The organism is Agrobacterium sp. A3-95 (genome assembly GCF_053521785.1).
In genome coordinates, this window is the sequence record NZ_JBNWDR010000005.1 from 161,320 (window position 1) to 179,759 (window position 18,440).

The following is an 18,440-nucleotide window of genomic DNA, read 5'->3' on the forward strand; positions in this document are numbered from 1 at the left end:
GCGGCGTATTCCGCCGCCTTTGCTGTTTCTCGATTAGCTATCCGGTTGCAGGGTTATCTGGCAACCGGGATTCATCCGCAAATCGGGGTCAAAGGCATTTTTCAAACCCGTGATCATCCGGCGCTGCACATCAGATAGCCGGCTTTCGAAATCGGGGCGTTTCAGGCGGCCGATGCCGTGCTCGGCGCTGATGCTGCCGACGTAACGGTCAAGGACTTCGTTGACGAGGGTTTTCGATTTGTAGATGAAGGCTTCGCGCTCCTGCGGCGTTGCTCCGTTTGGCGGCAGCACGTTGAGATGGACGTTGCCGTCTCCGACATGGCCATAGGAAACCGCCAGGCATTCCGGCAGTTTTTCCGCCAGTTCAGCCTCTGCTTCGGCCACGAACGCCGCAAGTTTTGACAGCGGCACGGAAATATCGGTGCGCATATGGCTGCCGCGCAGCGCCTGACCCTCGTTCATGCCCTCGCGGAAAAGCCACAGCGATTGCGCCTGTGCTCGCGAGGAGGCGATGACGCCGTCCAGCACCAGACCGTCTTCCATGACGCCCTCGAGGAACCGTCCCATCAGGTCGGCAGTGTCTACTAGCCCCGAGCCGGAAATTTCCATCAGCACATAGGCCGGATAATCTCCGGCGATCGGCATTTTAAGGTCGGGGATTGCTTCGATTGCGAGCGTGAAGGCGACGGGCGGCATGAATTCGAAGGCGGACATCAGGTCGCAGCATTCGCGGCGGGCGCGGCGATAAAGCTTGATGGCGTCATCCAGCGAATTGAGGCCGAGCAGTGCCGTCTCGACATGTTCTGGATTGGGGTAGAGCTTTACGGACACGGCCGTGATGATGCCGAGTGTTCCTTCCGCGCCGATGAAAAGCTGCTTCAGGTCAATGCCACGATTGTCCTTACGCAGCGTCGACAGGCCATTCCAGATGGTGCCATCAGGCAATACCACTTCGAGACCCAGCACCAGTTCACGGGTCATGCCGTAACGCAGAACGTTGATGCCGCCAGCATTGGTGGAGACGTTGCCGCCGATGCGGCAGCTGCCCTGCGCGCCGAGCGACAGCGGAAAGAACATTCCCTTGTCCTGAACCGCATCCTTGAATTCCGACAGAATGCAGCCGGCTTCAACGACAGCCGAAAAATCGTCGCTGTCTATTGTGCGGATGGCGTTCATGCGCTCGAGGCTCAGCACGACCTGACGCTTTGGCTCATCGGGAATGCCGCCGAGCACCAGCCCGGTATTGCCGCCCTGAGGGATGATGGCGAGACCGAGTTCGGCGCAGGCGCGAACCGTATCGGAGACTTCCTTGGTCGAACGGGGGCGGATGACGGCTACCGCCGAACTGGTGACGTCGCCATGCCAGTCGCGGCAATAGCGCAGCATGTCTTCCTGCGATGTCAGCAGCAATGCCTCGCCCAGCCTGTTCTTCAGCGAGAACCGCAATTCCTCGATATCGTGTTCGCTCACGATCGTCATTCCACCCTCTCCGTCCAATCCGCCCTAAAATATCCGGGCAAAGGTCTTTCGCCCTTGCTTTTGCCGGTTTGTGAAAAAATACTATTTTCAATCAAACCATATAAGGTTATCAGACAACCTTACAAGCTAATTTATCGGTTCACGAGCCGATGATGTTTTTTCGGTCTCGGGAGAATGACCGGGCCAAAGAGGAGGAAGATATGCATATCGCAATCATCGGTGCTGCAGGCATGGTTGGCCGTAAGCTGACGCAGCGTCTCGTCAAGGATGGATCGCTTGGCGGCAAGTCGATTGACAGATTCACGCTTATCGACGTGTTTCAGCCTGAAGCGCCCGCCGGCTTCTCCGGTGCGGTTGATGCGCGCGCAGCCGATCTGTCCGCGCCGGGCGAAGCCGAAAAGCTGGTCGAAGCCCGCCCCGATGTGATCTTTCATCTTGCTGCCATCGTATCCGGTGAAGCCGAACTTGATTTCGACAAGGGCTACCGTATCAATCTCGATGGCACGCGTTATCTCTTCGACGCCATCCGCATTGCCAACGGCAAGGACGGTTACAAGCCGCGTGTGGTCTTCACCTCGTCGATCGCCGTATTCGGTGCGCCGCTCCCTTATCCGATTCCGGATGAGTTCCACACCACGCCGCTGACCAGCTACGGCACGCAGAAAGCGATCTGCGAGCTGCTGCTCTCTGATTATAGCCGTCGCGGTTTCTTCGACGGTATCGGCATTCGCCTGCCGACGATCTGCATTCGTCCCGGCAAGCCCAATGCGGCCGCTTCCGGCTTCTTCTCCAATATCCTGCGCGAGCCGCTGGTTGGCCAGGAAGCGGTTCTGCCGGTGCCGGAAAGCATTCGCCATTGGCACGCTTCGCCGCGTTCCGCTGTTGGTTTCCTTCTTCATGGCGCAACGATCGACGTGGAAAAGGTCGGTCCGCGCCGCAACCTGTCCATGCCCGGCCTCAGCGCCACCGTTGGCGAACAGATTGAAGCGCTGCGCAAGGTTGCGGGCGAAAAGGCCGTTGCCCTCATTCGCCGCGAGCCGAATGAGATGATCATGCGAATGTGCGAAGGCTGGGCGCCCAGTTTCGAAGCAAAGCGCGCCCGTGAACTTGGCTTTACGGCTGAAAGCTCCTTCGAAGAGATCATTCAGGTTCATATCGAGGACGAACTGGGAGGTTCACTGAAATGAGTGTCGGCGGGGAGGAGAAGAAGCGGTCGGTTGCCTTTATCGGCACAGGCCTGATGGGCGGGCCGATGGCCCGGCGTCTGCTGGGCGCGGGCTTTTCGGTTGCGGTGTGGAACCGCAGCGTCGAAAAGGCTGAGGCGCTGGTTGCCGATGGCGCGGTTCTCGCGGCATCGCCGGCCGAAGCCGCCAGGGGTGCCGATATCGTCATCACCATGCTGAGCGATGGCAAAGCCGTGGGCGAGGTGCTGTTCGAGGCGGGTGTGGCCGACGCGCTGGAAAAAGGCGCTGTTGTCATCGACAGCAGCTCCATTGCGCCGCCTATTGCGCGCGAGCACTCCTCCCGGCTACGGGCAATGGGCATTCATCATGTCGATGCGCCGGTCTCCGGCGGTGTGCCGGGCGCAACGGCGGGTACGCTCGCGATCATGGCCGGTGGCGATGAGGCGCTGATCTCTGGTCTTTCGGATTTCTTCGCGCCGATGGGCAGGCTCACCTATGTCGGCCCCTCCGGTGCTGGCCAGCTTTGCAAACTCGCAAACCAGCAGATCGTCGCCATCACCATCGGCGCGGTTGCCGAGGCGATGATGCTTGTGGAAGCGGGCGGGGCATCCCGCGAAGGGTTTCGTAACGCCATACGTGGCGGTTTTGCCGAAAGCCGGATATTGGAATTGCACGGCGAACGCATGGTGAAGCGCAATTTCGCGCCAGGCGGACCCTCCAAGTTCCAGCTCAAGGATCTGAACGGGGTGCTGGCGACGGCGAAGGATTTGTCCCTGACGTTGCCTTTGACCCAGCAGGTAACGCGGGAGTTCGACGATTTCGTCAGCGATGGTGGAGCCGATATCGACCATAGCGGTATCCTGCTTTACCTCGAAAAACTCAACAACCGGGAACAGGGCTGAGGCGGTCTCATGAGCGACGACAAGACACCCGTGCGGCGGCTGCGATCCCAGGACTGGTTCGACAACCCTGACCATCTCGACATGACGGCGCTCTATCTGGAGCGCTTCATGAATTATGGCGTGACGCCGGAAGAGCTGCGTTCCGGCAAGCCGGTCATCGGCATCGCGCAGAGCGGCAGCGACCTGACGCCCTGCAACCGCGTCCATGTCGAACTGGTCAAGCGGGTGCGCGATGGTATCCGTGATGCGGGCGGTATCCCCATCGAGTTTCCGACCCATCCGATGTTCGAAAACTGCAAGCGACCGACAGCGGCGCTTGACCGCAATCTTGCCTATCTCAGCCTGGTGGAAGTGCTTTACGGTTATCCACTCGATGGCGTCGTGTTGACCACGGGCTGCGACAAGACCACGCCTTCGGCGCTGATGGCGGCAAGCACGGTTGATATTCCGGCTATCGTCTTATCCGGCGGGCCGATGCTCGACGGATATCATGACGGCGATCTGGTTGGTTCCGGCACGGTCATCTGGCGCATGCGCCGCAAATACGGCGCCGGCGAAATCACCCGCGAGGAATTCCTGCAGGCGGCGCTCGAATCCGCTCCTTCGGTCGGTCACTGCAACACCATGGGCACGGCCTCTACCATGAATGCCATTGCCGAAGCGCTCGGCATGTCGCTGACCGGCTGCGGCGCAATCCCGGCCGCTTACCGCGAACGCGGCCAGATGGCCTATCGCACCGGCCGCCGCGCCGTCGAACTGGTTGTCGAGAATATCAAGCCTTCGGATATCATGACGCGCGAGGCGTTTTTGAACGCGATCCGCGTCAATTCGGCGATCGGCGGTTCGACAAATGCCCAGCCGCATCTGGCGGCGATGGCGAAACATGCGGGCGTCGAACTTCGCGAGGAAGATTGGCAGGTTCACGGTTATGACATTCCGCTCATCGCCAATGTCCAGCCCGCCGGAAAATGGCTGGGCGAGAAATATCACCGTGCCGGCGGTACGCCCGCCATCATGTGGGAGCTTCTGAAGGCAGGCAAGCTTGACGGGAGCTGTCCGACCGTGACCGGCAAGACCGTGGCGGAAAATCTGGACGGGCGGGAATCGACCGACCGCGACGTAATCCTTCCTTACGATAAGCCGCTCAAGGAACGGGCCGGTTTCCTCGTCCTCAAGGGCAATCTGTTCGATTTCGCCATCATGAAGACGAGCGTGATCTCGGCGGAATTCCGGCAGCGTTATTTGAGCGAGCCGGGTCGTGAGGGGATTTTCGAGGGCAAATGTGTAGTTTTCGATGGTTCGGAAGACTATCACGCCCGTATCAACGATCCTTCTCTCGATATCGATGAGCGCACCATTCTCGTCATTCGCGGGGCCGGACCGCTCGGCTGGCCGGGTTCGGCTGAGGTCGTCAACATGCAGCCGCCGGACGCGCTGTTGAAAAAAGGCATAACCAGCCTGCCGACAATCGGCGACGGCCGGCAATCGGGAACCGCGGATAGCCCGTCGATCCTCAATGCCTCGCCAGAAAGTGCCGCCGGTGGAGGACTGGCATGGCTTCGCACGGGTGATGTAATCCGCATCGACTTCAATCAGGGCAAGTGCGACGCGTTGGTACCGGATGCAGAGCTTGCTGCCCGAAAGGCCGATGGCATTCCTGCGGTGCCTGCGGATGCCACGCCCTGGCAGCGCATCTATCGTCAATCGGTGACCCAGCTTTCGGACGGTGCGGTTCTGGAAGGGGCCGCGGATTTCCGCCGGATTGCCGAGAAGATGCCCCGGCACAACCATTGACCATTCATTTGCAAGCGCATGACGAAAGATCCCCGGCCAAGACCGGGGATTTTTCTTGTCCAGCCGGTTTCACTATTAATTGCGACCTCCTAATGTACACCCAACATCCGCATTACAGGGGCAGGGCATGACAGATATTTCGATGATTGAGGCAGCGCGCCAGCGCATCGGCGAACATGCGGTGCGGACACCGCTTCTGTCGTCGCATTTTCTGGATGAGATTGCCGGGCGAAAGCTGTTCGTGAAGGCCGAGTGCCTGCAAAGAACGGGTTCGTTCAAATTTCGCGGCGGCTGGTCGGCGGTATCCGGTCTGCCGGCCGATGTGCGCGCCCGTGGCGTGATCGCCTTTTCCTCGGGCAACCATGCGCAGGGCGTCGCGCTTGCTGCTCGTCTGCACGGCGTGCCTGCCGTGATCATCATGCCCTCCGATGCACCAAAAATCAAAATCGACAATACCCGCGACTATGGTGCGGAAGTGGTGCTCTATGACCGCGCGAATGACGATCGCGACGCCATTGGCGACCGCCTGTCGAGCGAGCGCGGACTGACCCTTATCAGGCCCTACGACGAACCTCTGGTGATTGCAGGGCAGGGGACTGTCGGGCTGGAAATCGCCGAACAGGGCTTGGAACTCGGTATCGATGCGGCCGAGGTTCTCGTGCCTTGCGGCGGCGGCGGCCTCACATCCGGCATCTCCCTTGCCCTTGCGGCGAAAGCGCCGAACTACAAGGTCAGGACGTCAGAACCCGAGCGGTTCGACGATGTGGCGCGCTCACTCGCAGCGGGCAGGATTGAGCGGAATGCAACGACTTCCGGTTCGATCTGCGATGCAATCGTCACGCCTCAGCCCGGTAACATCACCTTCCCGATTATGGTTGGGCTTTGCGGAAAAGGCATTGCCGTAACCGAAGATGAAGCACTGCGGGCCATGGTTCTCGCCTTCAATAGGCTGAAGGTCGTCGTTGAGCCGGGCGGCGCGGTGGCCTTGGCGGCGGCGCTGTTTCACGGCAACGAGCTGGAGAGCGAAACGGTGATTGCGGTTGCCTCCGGCGGCAATGTCGATCCGGAGATCATGGCGAGCGCACTGTCCCGTTTCGGCTGAGATCAGGTGGGATCAGGCCTCGAGCCGTGCCGCAACCTCGTTGGCCATCGCCAGCGAGGCGGTGAGGCCGGGGCTTTCGATGCCGAAAAGATTGACGAGACCGGCAAGTCCGTGGGTTTCCGGCCCGTCGATGCGAAAATCCATGGCCGGTTCATCGGGTCCTGAAATCTTCGGCCGGATGCCCGAATAGGCCGGGACCAGCGCGTGTTCCGGTAGGCCCGGCCAATAGCGGCGGATCGCGTCGCCAAAACCCTCCATGCGGCGGGGATCGACGGCATAATCAATAGTGTCGACCCACTCCACATCCGGCCCGAAACGGGCCTGACCGGCAAGATCCAGGGTGAGGTGCACGCCAAGGCCGTGGGTGTGCGGAGCGGGGTAGATGAGCCGTGAAAAAGGCGACTTGCCGGTCAGCGAAAAATAGCTGCCTTTGGCGAAACGCGCCTCCGGGATCGTGTACTTCGGCAATCCCTCGATCTGTTTTGCCGCCAGCGGTGCCAGAAGGCCGGCGGAGTTGACGAGTAGCCGGCATGTCAAGCTGAGAGGTTCCTTGCCGCCAACGTGAACGCGGAAACCGTTGCTGGTCGCTTCCGCCCTTTCGAACGGTGCATTCAGGGCGAGGGCTGCGCCATGGTCTTGCGCGTCGCCGAGCAGCGCCAGCATATAACCATGGCTATCAATGATGCCGGTCGAATGTGAAAGCAGGGCCGCTACGCAGTTGAGCGCAGGCTCGAGCGACAGCGCCTGCGTGGCATCGATCAGTTCGAGGTCGTCGCAGCCATTGGCGTTACCCTTTTCCTTGAGTGTCGCCAACAGAACCGTTTCGTCCGCATTCGCTGCCACGATGAGTTTGCCGCAGCGGCGGTGCGAAACGCCATGGCTCTGGCAGAACGTATAAAGCCGCTCCCTGCCTTCAACGCAAAGGCGTGCCTTGAGGCTGCCTTCAGGATAATAAAGCCCGGCGTGAATAACCTCGCTGTTGCGCGAAGAGGTGGCGGAACCGAATTCCTTTTCGCCTTCGAGGATGATGACGGAAAGACCACGCATCGCCAGCTCGCGGGCCGTCGCCAGTCCGATCACCCCGGCTCCTATGATGATGGCGTCGATATCCGTCATGGTCCTTATCCGAGCCTGCCAATGATTTTGAACGGAAATGCCGTCTGCGACGTTGATCCTGCGCAATGGGTAGATTGATGCTTGTCCGGCGGCAAGTCGCGATCCGTATTTTTCCCAATGCGCCGAACTTATGGAATTTTATCTCTACTGAAACAGTGGGGAATAAAGCTATTCTTAACGGGAAATAAGCAGTGCCCGCTTTGACGGGCCGAGCAGGGAAGGGAGTTGTACAATGTCTTATTCCAAGGCCGGAAAAGCAAAAGACTTTGTCTCGCAGCCCCAGTCGCAGCGAAACTGGAGAGATTCGGTTCACGCGGCTCTTGTCGGCGTGTGCGTGGCTTTTGTCGCGGCGGTCATACTCGGTCTCGTTCCCTGATCCTCCCAGATTTTCTCATCAGGAAACTTGAGAAAAAAAGGCCGGTCGCTCCTCCGACCGGCCTTTTTATATTCATTCACGCCTTCAGATAATCCTCCGCCAGATCGACCCAGAAGGCTGTTCCGATTGGCAGAATGTCGTCGTTGAAGTCGAATTTCGGATGGTGCAGCGGCGGGTCGTTTTCGGTGCGCGCGGTGCCGAGGAAGAAGTAGCAGCCGGGCCGTTTTTCAAGCATGTAGGCGAAGTCTTCCGCGCCCATGGACGGGCGCTGCATTTCAACCACCTTTTCCGCCCCGGCAAAACGACGGGCCAGACCGGCGACATATTCTGTTTCCGCCTTGTGGTTGACTGTCGCATTGTAGCCGCGCTCGTAATCGAGCATGACACTCATGCCATAGCTGGCCGCTTGGCCTTCGGCTATCGCCCGGATACGCTTTTCCAGTTCGTCGCGCACACCCGCGTCGAAAGAACGGATGGTGAGCAGCATTTCCGCCTTCTCGGGAATGACGTTGCTCGCAACACCAGCATGGAATGCGCCAACAGTGACGACCGCCGACAGTTGCGGATGGATGTTACGGGACACCACCGTCTGCAAGGCCATGATGATACTGGCGCCCGCAACGATAGGGTCGGCCGCATCCTGCGGTTCGGCGCCGTGGCCGCCATATCCGTTGACGGTGATCCTGCATTCATCGACGGCGGCAAGGATCGGGCCGTCACGCAGGACGAATTGTCCGAAGGGCACGCCGGGATCGTTATGGAGGGCAAAAACCGCATCACATGGGAAGCGGTCGAACAGTCCGTCCTCGATCATGATGCGGGCGCCGCCGAAATTCTCCTCCGCCGGCTGGAAGATCAGATGCAGGGTCCCATCGAAATTCCTGCGTTCGGCGATGATCTTCGCGGCTCCCAGGAGCATGGCCGTGTGTCCGTCATGGCCGCAAGCATGCATGACGCCATCATTGGCGCTTGCATATTCCGCTCCAGTTTCCTCACGGATCGGCAGGGCATCGATATCGGCGCGAATGCCGAGCGTGCGGGCACTGTCGCCATTGCGGAGCGTGGCGACGATACCGGTTCCGGCAAGTCCGCGCGTTACTTCGTAACCCATTTCCACCAACTGTCCGGCAATGAAATCCGAGGTCTGGAATTCGGAAAGACCGATTTCGGGATGCCGGTGCAGGTGGCGGCGGATTGCCACCACATCCGGCATATGGTTGGCGAAGGAGGCAATGTTTGCGGTCTGTCTGGTCATTTTCGAAGTCCCTGGTTACGCCGCTTTTTTCCAGCGCTTTTTGCAAATTTCATAGCAGCATATACGCGGGCATGTAAGGGGCGTTCCCGGAGCCGGAATGCCTTGAAATTCATCGCTTGCATCGTATCGCGACAGGTGGCATGGAACTATAGACGTCCTGGGGCATTAGCGTTTCGGATGTGGCGCAGGCCTTCTCGGCCTCGCGTTGCCCTTCAGGTGTCAAAGGGGGACTATCTGACGTTGCGCGAACAATTTTCGCCGTGGGGGAAGGTGCGAAATCCGGTTGGAACGGCATTGCCGGGCCATAGGGCGAAATTTTCCTGTCGTCGAAAATCCATTCTCCGCAGAGATCCCCGGCTTTGCATGGTCGGAGGGATCGCGCAGCAAAACGCCGTGCTTGCGGATATTCGCCGTTTGACGATGCGTTGCACACAACGTCTGATCCGGTTCACCGAAGGTTCAGGATAAGTCATAAATATAGCGTGGCCCGATTTCGTGCGTATTCCCGCCACGGACGAAACGCCGGTCAAGTCGAACAGTTCTCCATAAAGTTCAGAATACGAGCCGATGTCATTTCATATTACCCCGACCGCCGCCGCCCGTGATTCCGAGACGAAGCAGATCGATCACAATGATTCGATCCGCGCGTCCTATATGACGGTCGAGGAACTGCATGATGCCGGTGCCGCGCTTTCGCGCGACGGTGCCGATACCCTTCCCGGCTTCATGGAGTTCGACTTCTTCGAGCGCCACCGTGAGAACGAGAAGGAAATCCTGCGGGTCTACCGCACAACGGCCGTCGACGCGGAAAATGGCGCGACGATAACGCCGGCGGCGGAATGGCTGCTCGACAACCACTACGTCATCGAAGAGGCGATCCAGGAAGTCCGCCGCGATTTCCCGCGCAAGTTCTATCGCCAGCTGCCGACAATGACGGTGGGCGGCGTGACGATCCCGCGGGTCATGGCGCTCGGCTGGCTTTATGTCGCCCATACCCACAGCACGGTCTCGCGCGAGAACATGACGGCGCTGGTGGATGGCTACCAGACGTCGAAGACGCTGCAGATCGGCGAATTGTGGGCGCTGCCCTCCATCATCCGTTTCGTCCTCATCGAAAATCTTCGCCGCATCTCCATTCGCGTGGAACGCTCGCGCCGCATGCGCCAGAAGGCGAATGAAGTCGTCGACGAAATCATTCGCCTGAACGATGCGGAAGCCTCCGCGGCACTTCTCAAGCAGGTCGATTCGCTGGTCGATGACCCGACCTTTGCGACGCAGTTCCTCTATCGCCTCAGAAACGGCTCGCAGACTTCGGGTTTTGCGGTGGCCTGGCTTGAAGAACGCCTGCATGCTGCGGGTACCGACGCTGAAAACGTCATGATGTCGGAACACAACCGGCTGGCCTCCGGCAATGTGACGATGGGCAATATCGTCAAGAGCCTAAGGGAAATCGACGATACCGAATGGTCGGTGTGGTTCGAGGAAGTCAGCCATATCGACAAGGTCCTGCGCGAGGAAACCGATTACGAGATTCTCGATTTCGGTTCGCGCAACACCTATCGCAACACGATCGAGCTTCTGGCGCGTCGCTCCCCCAAGACAGAGGTAGAGGTCGCGCGTGCCGCCGTGGAAATGGCGAGATCCGGCGAGCCTGCCGAGGTGTCTGAAAACCATCGCGTCAATGTCGGCTCCGTACTCGTCGGCCAGCGCCGGTTCGAGCTTGAAAAGGTGCTCGCTTACAGGCCGCTGGTCTCGCAGCATATCGTCCGGTCAATGCGCAAGTTCAACTGGCTCGCAATTGCGGCGCCAGTGTTTCTCATCACCGCGCTCGTCATGCTTGCCGTCGGCTGGTTCCTGGCCGAAGCGGGCATGCCCTGGTATGTGGTAACCGCATTCCTCCTGATGTTTGCATTGCCCGCTTCGGAAGGCGCGACCGGTCTGTTCAACACGCTCGTCACTTTCTTCGTGAAGCCGTTCCGGTTGGTCGGATACGAGTTCAAGAACGGTATTCCACAGGACGCCCGCACGCTTGTTGCCGTGCCCTGCATGTTGACCAGCCGCGACAGCGTCGACGAGATGATGCGCAATATCGAGGTGCATTATCTCGCCAATCCGCATGGCGAGATTTATTTCGCGCTGGTCAGCGACTGGCGCGATGCCCAATATGAGCAGTCCGGCGACGATCTCGAGATTCTCGAATATGCCAAGCGCGAACTGGCGGCGCTGAACAGCCGTTATGCCTTCGATGGCAAGACGCGTTTTTACCTGCTGCACCGCCGCCGCATCTACAACCCGTCCGAAGGCTGCTGGATGGGCTGGGAGCGCAAGCGTGGCAAGCTTCATGAACTGAACATGCTGCTGCGCGGCGACAAGGACACGACATTCCTCGGTGGCGCCAATATCGTGCCGGCCGATGTCAAATATGTCATGACGCTTGATGCCGATACGCGCCTGATGCGCGATGCGGTGACCAAGCTCGTCGGCAAGATGCATCACCCGATCAACCGCCCCGTCATCGATCCGGTCTCGGGACGTGTGGTTGAAGGTTATGGCCTGTTGCAGCCGCGCGTTACGCCTTCGCTGACGACGGGCAAGGATGCCTCCGTCTTCCAGCGTGTCTTCTCGATCAATCGCGGTATCGACCCTTACGTCTTCACCGTTTCCGACGTTTATCAGGACCTGACCTCCGAAGGCACCTTCACCGGTAAGGGTCTTTACGACGTGGATGCCTTCGAGGCGGCTCTTAAGGGCCGGATCGAGGAAAACTCCATCCTCAGCCACGATTTGCTCGAAGGATCCTTTGCGCGATGCGCGCTGGTGACCGATGTGGAACTGGTCGAGGATTTCCCAACCCGCTACGAGGTGGAAGTCTCGCGCCAGCATCGCTGGGCGCGTGGCGACTGGCAGCTGCTTCCCTATATTCTCGACCGCGCCCGTGGTGTTACCGCGATCGGCCGGTGGAAGATGGTCGATAACCTGCGCCGTTCGCTGACGCCGATTGCCTGGTTCTTTGCCTCGATCCTCGGCTGGTATTTCATGGACCCGCTCGGCGCGCTGATCTGGCAGATCCTGCTGATCTTCTCGCTGTTCGTCGCTCCGACGCTCTCGCTGCTTTCCGGCCTCGTGCCGCGCTCCACTGATATCGTACCGCAGGCCCATTTCCATACCATCTGGTCGGAAATCCGCGCCACCAATGCGCAGGTTGCGCTGCGTATCGTCTTCATTGCCGATTCTGCCTGCATGATGACGGATGCAATTGTCCGTTCGCTCTACCGTCTGCTCGTCAGCCACAAGCTGATGCTGGAATGGCGCACCGCCGCCAGCATGCAGTCTAGCGCCCAGGGCGGCATCACCTATTATTTCCGCCAGATGTGGCATGCGCCTGTTGTGGCCATGCTCGGCCTGTTGTTTGCGGCGCTGCCCGGTGACAATGCCTTCCTGATCGGCATTCCATTTACTCTGCTCTGGGTTCTGTCTCCCGCCGTTGCCTGGTATGTCAGCCAGTCGGCGGAAACCGAAGACCGGCTGTTCGTTTCGGAACACGTCTCTTTCGAGCTTCGCAAGATCGCGCGTCGCACATGGCGTTATTACGAAGCCTTCGTGACACCGCAGGAAAACCACCTGCCGCCGGACAACTTCCAGGAAACGCCGGAGCCGATTGTTGCCTCGCGTACATCGCCTACCAATATCGGCGTTTACCTGCTTTCCATCATTTCGGCGCGCCAGTTTGGCTGGATCAGCTTTGCCGATACGCTGGAGCGGATCGAGAACACGATCCAGACCGTCGAGAAGATGGAGAAACATCGCGGCCATCTCTACAACTGGTACCATACGGACACGCTGCAGACGCTTGGTCCCCGTTACGTTTCGGCGGTGGACAGCGGTAATCTCGCCGGTCACCTGATTGCGGTTTCGTCTGCCTGCCGCCAGTGGGCAGAGGCGCCTTCCGCGCATCTTCAGGGTAATCTCGACGGTATCGGCGATCTCGCCGGTATTCTGCGCGAAACGCTGAAAGCGCTGCCTGACGACCGCAAGAACCTGCGTCCGCTGCATCGCCGCCTCGAAGAACGCATCATCGGTTTTTCGAACGCTCTTGCCTCGGTCAAGCGCGAGCATGAATTCGCATCGATCCGCGTCATCAATCTTGCGGTACTCGCGCGCGACATCCAGAAGCTCGCTACCAATGTCGATCACGAAGTGAAGTCTGCGCAGAGCGCGGAAGTGACGCGCTGGGCGCAATTGCTCGTGGATTGCTGCGAGGCGCATATTTCAGACAGCGCCATCGACCTCACCAATATGGAGCCGCTACGCCAGCGTCTTGCATCGCTGCGCGACCGCAGCCGCAACCTCGCTTTCTCGATGGATTTCACGTTCCTTTATCGCAAGGATCGCCGTCTTCTGTCGATCGGCTACCGCGTCGAAAGCAAGGAACTGGACGAGGCCTGCTACGACCTTCTGGCTTCCGAATGCCGCCTGACCAGCCTGTTTGCCATCGCCAAGGGCGATCTGCCGACCGAGCACTGGTACCGTCTCGGCCGCCAGGTCGTGCCGATCGGTGCGCAGGGCGCGTTGGTCTCCTGGTCGGGTTCGATGTTCGAATATCTGATGCCTCCGCTTGTCATGCAGGAGCGTCAGGGTGGCATTCTCAACCAGACCAACAATCTGATCGTCAAGGAACAGATGAACCACGGCCGCCGTCTCGGCACGCCATGGGGCATTTCCGAAGCGGCGTTCAACGCCCGCGATCACAACATGAACTACCAGTACACCAACTTCGGTGTGCCGACGCTTGGCCTCAAGCGCGGTCTCGGCCAGAATGCTGTCATCGCGCCCTATGCGTCGATTCTCGCCAGCCAGTACGATCCTGACGGTGCGCTGGAAAACCTCGACAAGCTGCGCAAGCTTGGCGCGCTTGGACAGTACGGCTTCCATGATGCCGTGGATTTCACGCCGACACGTGTGCCTGACGGCAAGGTCTGCGCGGTGGTCTACAACTATTATGCCCACCACCACGGCATGTCGATCGCGGCTGTCGCCAACGTCGCCTTTGACGGTGTGTTGCGCGAACTCTTCCATTCCGACCCTGTAATCGAGGCGGCCGAACTCCTGTTGCAGGAAAAGGCACCGCGCGAAGTGCCTGTCATGAGCGCCAAATACGAGCCGGAAACCCCAGGCAAGGAACAGGCAGACCTGCTGCGTGCGGAAGTGCGCTCCATCGCCGACCCGGCCGTGCGCGACCGCGAAGTGGTGTTCCTGTCGAACGGCCATTATTCGACGATGCTCACCTCAACCGGTGCTGGATATTCGAAATGGAACGGTCAGGCGATTTCCCGCTGGAAGGCCGACCCGACCGAAGATCGTTGGGGAACCTTCATCTTCCTGCGCGATACCACCAATGGACAATGGTGGAGTGCGACGGCTGAGCCGCGTGTCATCGAAGGCGAAAAGACCAAGACGATCTTCACCGACGACAAGGCCGAATTCCACAAGAATGTCGGCGATCTGCAGAGCGTCGTTGAATGCATCGTCGCCACCGAGCACGATGCCGATGGCCGCCGCGTCACGCTGCTCAATGTCGGTTCCGAGGATCGCTACATTGAAGTGACCTCCTATATGGAGCCGGTCATTGCGTCGGAAGACGACGACAACGCCCATCCGCTGTTCTCGCGCATGTTCGTGCAGACGGAGATCGGCCGGCGCGGCGATGTCATCCGCGCCTGGCGTAACCGCCGCAGCCCGAATGAGCCCGGAACGATCATCGCGCATCTTGCTGCCGATAACGCCGGCCCATCGCGCCCGACGGAGTTCGAGACGGACCGTGCCAAGTTCATCGGCCGCGGCCGATCGCTCGGTGAAGCGGCTGCATTCGATACGGGTGCCACGCTTTCCAACACCGACGGCTTCACGCTCGATCCTATCCTGTCGTTGCGACGCACTGTGCGCGTACCGGCCGGCAAGAAGGTGAGCGTGATTTTCTGGACGATTGCCGCGCCGAGCCGTGAGGAAGTCGACAAGGCGATCGATCGTTATCGCCATCCTGACGCATTTGCCCATGAACTCGTGCATGCATGGACGCGCACGCAGGTGCAGATGCGCCATGTGGGTGTCACTTCGCAGCAGGCCGCCGCTTTCCAGCATCTCGGCCGTTATCTGACCTATCCGGACATGCATCTGCGCGCGGATTCGGAAACGCTGAAAACGGGTCTCGCTTCGCAGCGGGCGCTTTGGCCGCTTGCCATTTCGGGCGATTTCCCGATCTTCAGCCTGCGTATCAACGACGATATGGACATGGATATTGCCCGTGAGGCGCTCAGCGCTCACGAATATCTGCGTTCGCGCGGCGTGATCTTCGATCTCGTCATCGTCAACGAACGGGCCGCGTCGTATGCACAGGATATGCAGCATGCGCTGGATCATATTTCCGAGGCACAGCGTCGCATCAATCCCGCCGATGGTGGTAGGCCGCATGTGTTCTCCGTTCGCCGCGACTTGATGGACGAAGAGACCTGGAGCGCGCTTCTGGCGGCCTCCCGTGTCGTGCTGCATGTGCGGAATGGCAAGATCGTCGACCAGATCAACCGCGCCGTGTCGCTTTTTGCGGCGCATCGCGGTCCTGACGGCGCGACTGAGGCCGCGCAGGCTCGCCTGCCGGTGCCTGCGTTCCCCGTCGCTGAGGCTGTCGAGGATGCGGGCGATCTCGATTTCTGGAACGGTTTTGGCGGTTTCGCCAAAAGCGGAGAGGAATATGTCGTGCGCCTGCATGGTGGGCAATCCACACTGCATCCTTGGATCAACGTCATCTCGAACGAAAGTTTCGGCTTCCATGTGTCGGCGGAAGGCGCTGGTTTCACCTGGAGCCGCAATTCCCGTGACTATCAGCTGACACCCTGGAGCAACGATCCGGTCATCAACCGGCCGGGCGAGGCCTTCTATGTTGCCGATGTGGAAACAGGAAAGCTCTATACGCCCTGTGCTGCCCTTTCGCGTGATCCGGAAGCCCTGTTCGAAACCCGTCATGGTCTCGGTTACTCCGTAATGACCGGCAAGACGGATAAGCTTGAAGTCGAGGTGACGCAGACGGTAGACCGTGAAAAGCCGGTCAAGTTCTCGCAGCTCATCGTACGCAACAAGGGTTCGAAAAGCCGCCGCCTGAAAGTCTATGCTTATGTGGAATGGGTGCTGGGCAATAATGGCCAGAAATCTGCGCCGTTCATCCTGAGCAGGCACGATGCCGGCAGCAATGCGATTTTTGCCTCCAACCCTTACAGCATCGACTATAGCACCCGCACTGCCTTCCTGACGCTCGACAGCGAGGCAAGCGGCTTTACCACCAGCCGCCGTGAATTCATCGGCCGCTTCGGTTCTGCACAGGCTCCACAGGGCATTATGTCCGGTGCGGCACTCAGTGGCAGCACCGAGGTGGACGGCGATCCCTGCGCCGCCTTGATGCAGGAAATCCACCTGAAGCCGGGCGAAGAACGGCATATGACCTTCATTCTCGGCGATGCCGACAATGCGGAGGAGGCGGCAACGCTGGTCGAACAAGTCCGTGCGGCGGATTTCCAGTCGGTGCTGGAGGGCAGCAAGGCGTTCTGGACTGGCTTTACCGGCCAGTTGCAGGTTACCACGCCCGATGCCGGCTTCAACCACATGGTCAATAGCTGGTTGCCCTATCAGGCGCTGGCGTGCCGCATCCTGGCGCGCACGGCCTTCTATCAGTCGAGCGGCGCCTTCGGCTTCCGTGACCAGCTTCAGGACACGCTGGCATTCCTGCTCTACCAGCCGGATCTCGCTCGCAAGCAGATCCTGCGTGCGGCAGGCCGCCAGTTTGCGGAAGGCGACGTCCAGCATTGGTGGCTGCCTTTGACCGGTGCAGGTGTCCGCACGACGATCTCTGATGACGTGGTCTGGCTCGCTTATGCGATCAACCAGTATGTCTCGGCTACGGGCGATGCGGCCATCCTTGATGAAAGCATCCCCTTCATCAAGGGACCGGCATTGATGCCGGGGCAGCACGATGCCTTCTTCCAGCCGGAGACGAGCGACAAATCCGCTAGCCTCTACGAACACGCGGCTCTGGCGCTTGATCTCGCGATCCATCGCACCGGCGAAAACGGTCTGCCGCTGATCCTCGGCGGTGACTGGAACGACGGCATGAACCGTGTCGGCATCGGCGGCAAGGGCACCAGTGTCTGGCTTGGCTGGTTCCTGGCCGGAGCGCTTCGCGATTTCATAGCGATCGCCGAAAAGCGCGGTGATACAGACCGTGTCGGCAGGTGGTCGGCGCATCGCGAAAAGCTTCGCAATGCTCTCGAAACTGCGGGTTGGGACGGCAGCTATTACCGTCGCGGTTATTTCGATGACGGCACGCCGCTCGGTTCCGCCACCAGCGAGGAATGCCAGATCGATTCACTTGGCCAAAGCTGGAGCGTTCTTTCCGGCGAGGGTGAAGAAGGGCGGTCACGGCAGGCGATGGACGCTGTCATTGAGCATCTGGTCGATGAAAAGGCCGGTATCATCCGTCTGTTCACCCCGCCATTCTCGCGGGCACCGCATGATCCGGGTTATATCAAGGGATATCCGCCGGGTGTGCGCGAAAACGGCGGACAATATACCCACGCGGCGACCTGGGTAGTGCTTGCCCTTGCCAAGCAGGGGCGTGCGCAGGAGGCGTGGAACTGCTTCAAGCTGCTCAACCCCGTCAACCATGCGCTCGACGCGGCATCCTCCGAAACCTATCGGGTCGAACCCTATGTGGTGACCGCCGATGTCTATGGTGAGGGCGCTTATGCGGGTCGCGGCGGCTGGAGCTGGTACACGGGTTCCGCCGGCTGGCTCTATCGCGCCGCGATCGAGGGCATTCTCGGTATCACCCGAACCGAAGGCAAGCTTCACATCGCGCCGTCGCTGCCCGAAGACTGGAGCGGCTTCTCGGTGAAGATCACGCTGGACGGTAAAGCAAAGGACATCGTCGTCAGCCGTAAGGCCGGCACGGCAGAGGTCTCTGTATCCGTCGACGGCAAGCCCCTGTCGGCTGACGATCGGGTGATCCCGTTCGACTGACGACCGGCTCTACGTTTGCTTTTAAAATCAGGCTCCTGCGGTGACGCAGGGGCCTTAATTTTTATTGTGGCTGCCCTGGTATTGTTTGTCTGTACGGAGGCGCGGTAACAGCTTTGTCCTGGCGGGTATCTCCAGCATCATCTCAATTAGAGAAATGACACAGCCTCGC

8 protein-coding genes are annotated in these 18,440 nt (G+C 59.8%); 5 read left to right on the forward strand and 3 right to left on the reverse strand.

Translation table 11 applies throughout. The features are described from left to right. Positions 1–33: 33 nt before the first annotated feature. Positions 34–1,479, reverse strand: coding sequence for an FAD-binding oxidoreductase (locus tag ACQZ5Y_RS15360; protein ID WP_112290133.1), 1,446 nt, complete (start codon positions 1,477–1,479; stop codon positions 34–36). Positions 1,480–1,679: 200 nt separating this feature from the next. On the opposite strand from ACQZ5Y_RS15360, the gene denD reads away from it, so the two are divergent. The 4 genes from denD to ACQZ5Y_RS15380 all read left to right on the forward strand — a co-directional run bounded on the left by denD (position 1,680) and on the right by ACQZ5Y_RS15380 (position 6,461). Continuing rightward, positions 1,680–2,666 (forward strand): D-erythronate dehydrogenase, encoded by a 987-nt coding sequence (denD, locus tag ACQZ5Y_RS15365; protein ID WP_174050173.1) that lies wholly within the window; start codon positions 1,680–1,682, stop codon positions 2,664–2,666. Next, positions 2,663–3,565 (forward strand): NAD(P)-dependent oxidoreductase, encoded by a 903-nt coding sequence (locus tag ACQZ5Y_RS15370; protein ID WP_065662961.1) that lies wholly within the window; start codon positions 2,663–2,665, stop codon positions 3,563–3,565. The genes denD and ACQZ5Y_RS15370 overlap by 4 nt, the downstream gene beginning before the upstream one ends. Positions 3,566–3,574: 9 nt before the next feature. Beyond that, on the forward strand, positions 3,575–5,359 hold the full coding sequence (locus tag ACQZ5Y_RS15375) for an IlvD/Edd family dehydratase (protein ID WP_003516539.1): 1,785 nt from the start codon (positions 3,575–3,577) through the stop codon (positions 5,357–5,359). A 127-nt stretch (positions 5,360–5,486) separates the two neighbouring features. Continuing rightward, positions 5,487–6,461 (forward strand): threonine ammonia-lyase, encoded by a 975-nt coding sequence (locus ACQZ5Y_RS15380; RefSeq protein WP_065659969.1) that lies wholly within the window; start codon positions 5,487–5,489, stop codon positions 6,459–6,461. A 12-nt stretch (positions 6,462–6,473) separates the two neighbouring features. Here ACQZ5Y_RS15380 and ACQZ5Y_RS15385 read toward each other — a convergent pair whose 3' ends face one another. Both ACQZ5Y_RS15385 and ACQZ5Y_RS15390 read right to left on the reverse strand, forming a co-directional pair. Beyond that, complete coding sequence (locus ACQZ5Y_RS15385) at positions 6,474–7,577, reverse strand: NAD(P)/FAD-dependent oxidoreductase (RefSeq protein WP_174050170.1); 1,104 nt, start codon at positions 7,575–7,577, stop codon at positions 6,474–6,476. Between the two features lie 452 nt (positions 7,578–8,029). Continuing rightward, complete coding sequence (locus ACQZ5Y_RS15390) at positions 8,030–9,208, reverse strand: M20 aminoacylase family protein (RefSeq protein ID WP_174050168.1); 1,179 nt, start codon at positions 9,206–9,208, stop codon at positions 8,030–8,032. A gap of 567 nt (positions 9,209–9,775) precedes the next feature. Between ACQZ5Y_RS15390 and ACQZ5Y_RS15395 the strand changes: the two genes are divergently transcribed. Further along, a complete protein-coding gene (locus ACQZ5Y_RS15395; RefSeq protein WP_174050165.1) occupies positions 9,776–18,271 on the forward strand; it encodes a GH36-type glycosyl hydrolase domain-containing protein in 8,496 nt (2,831 codons plus the stop codon). Positions 18,272–18,440: the final 169 nt, after the last annotated feature.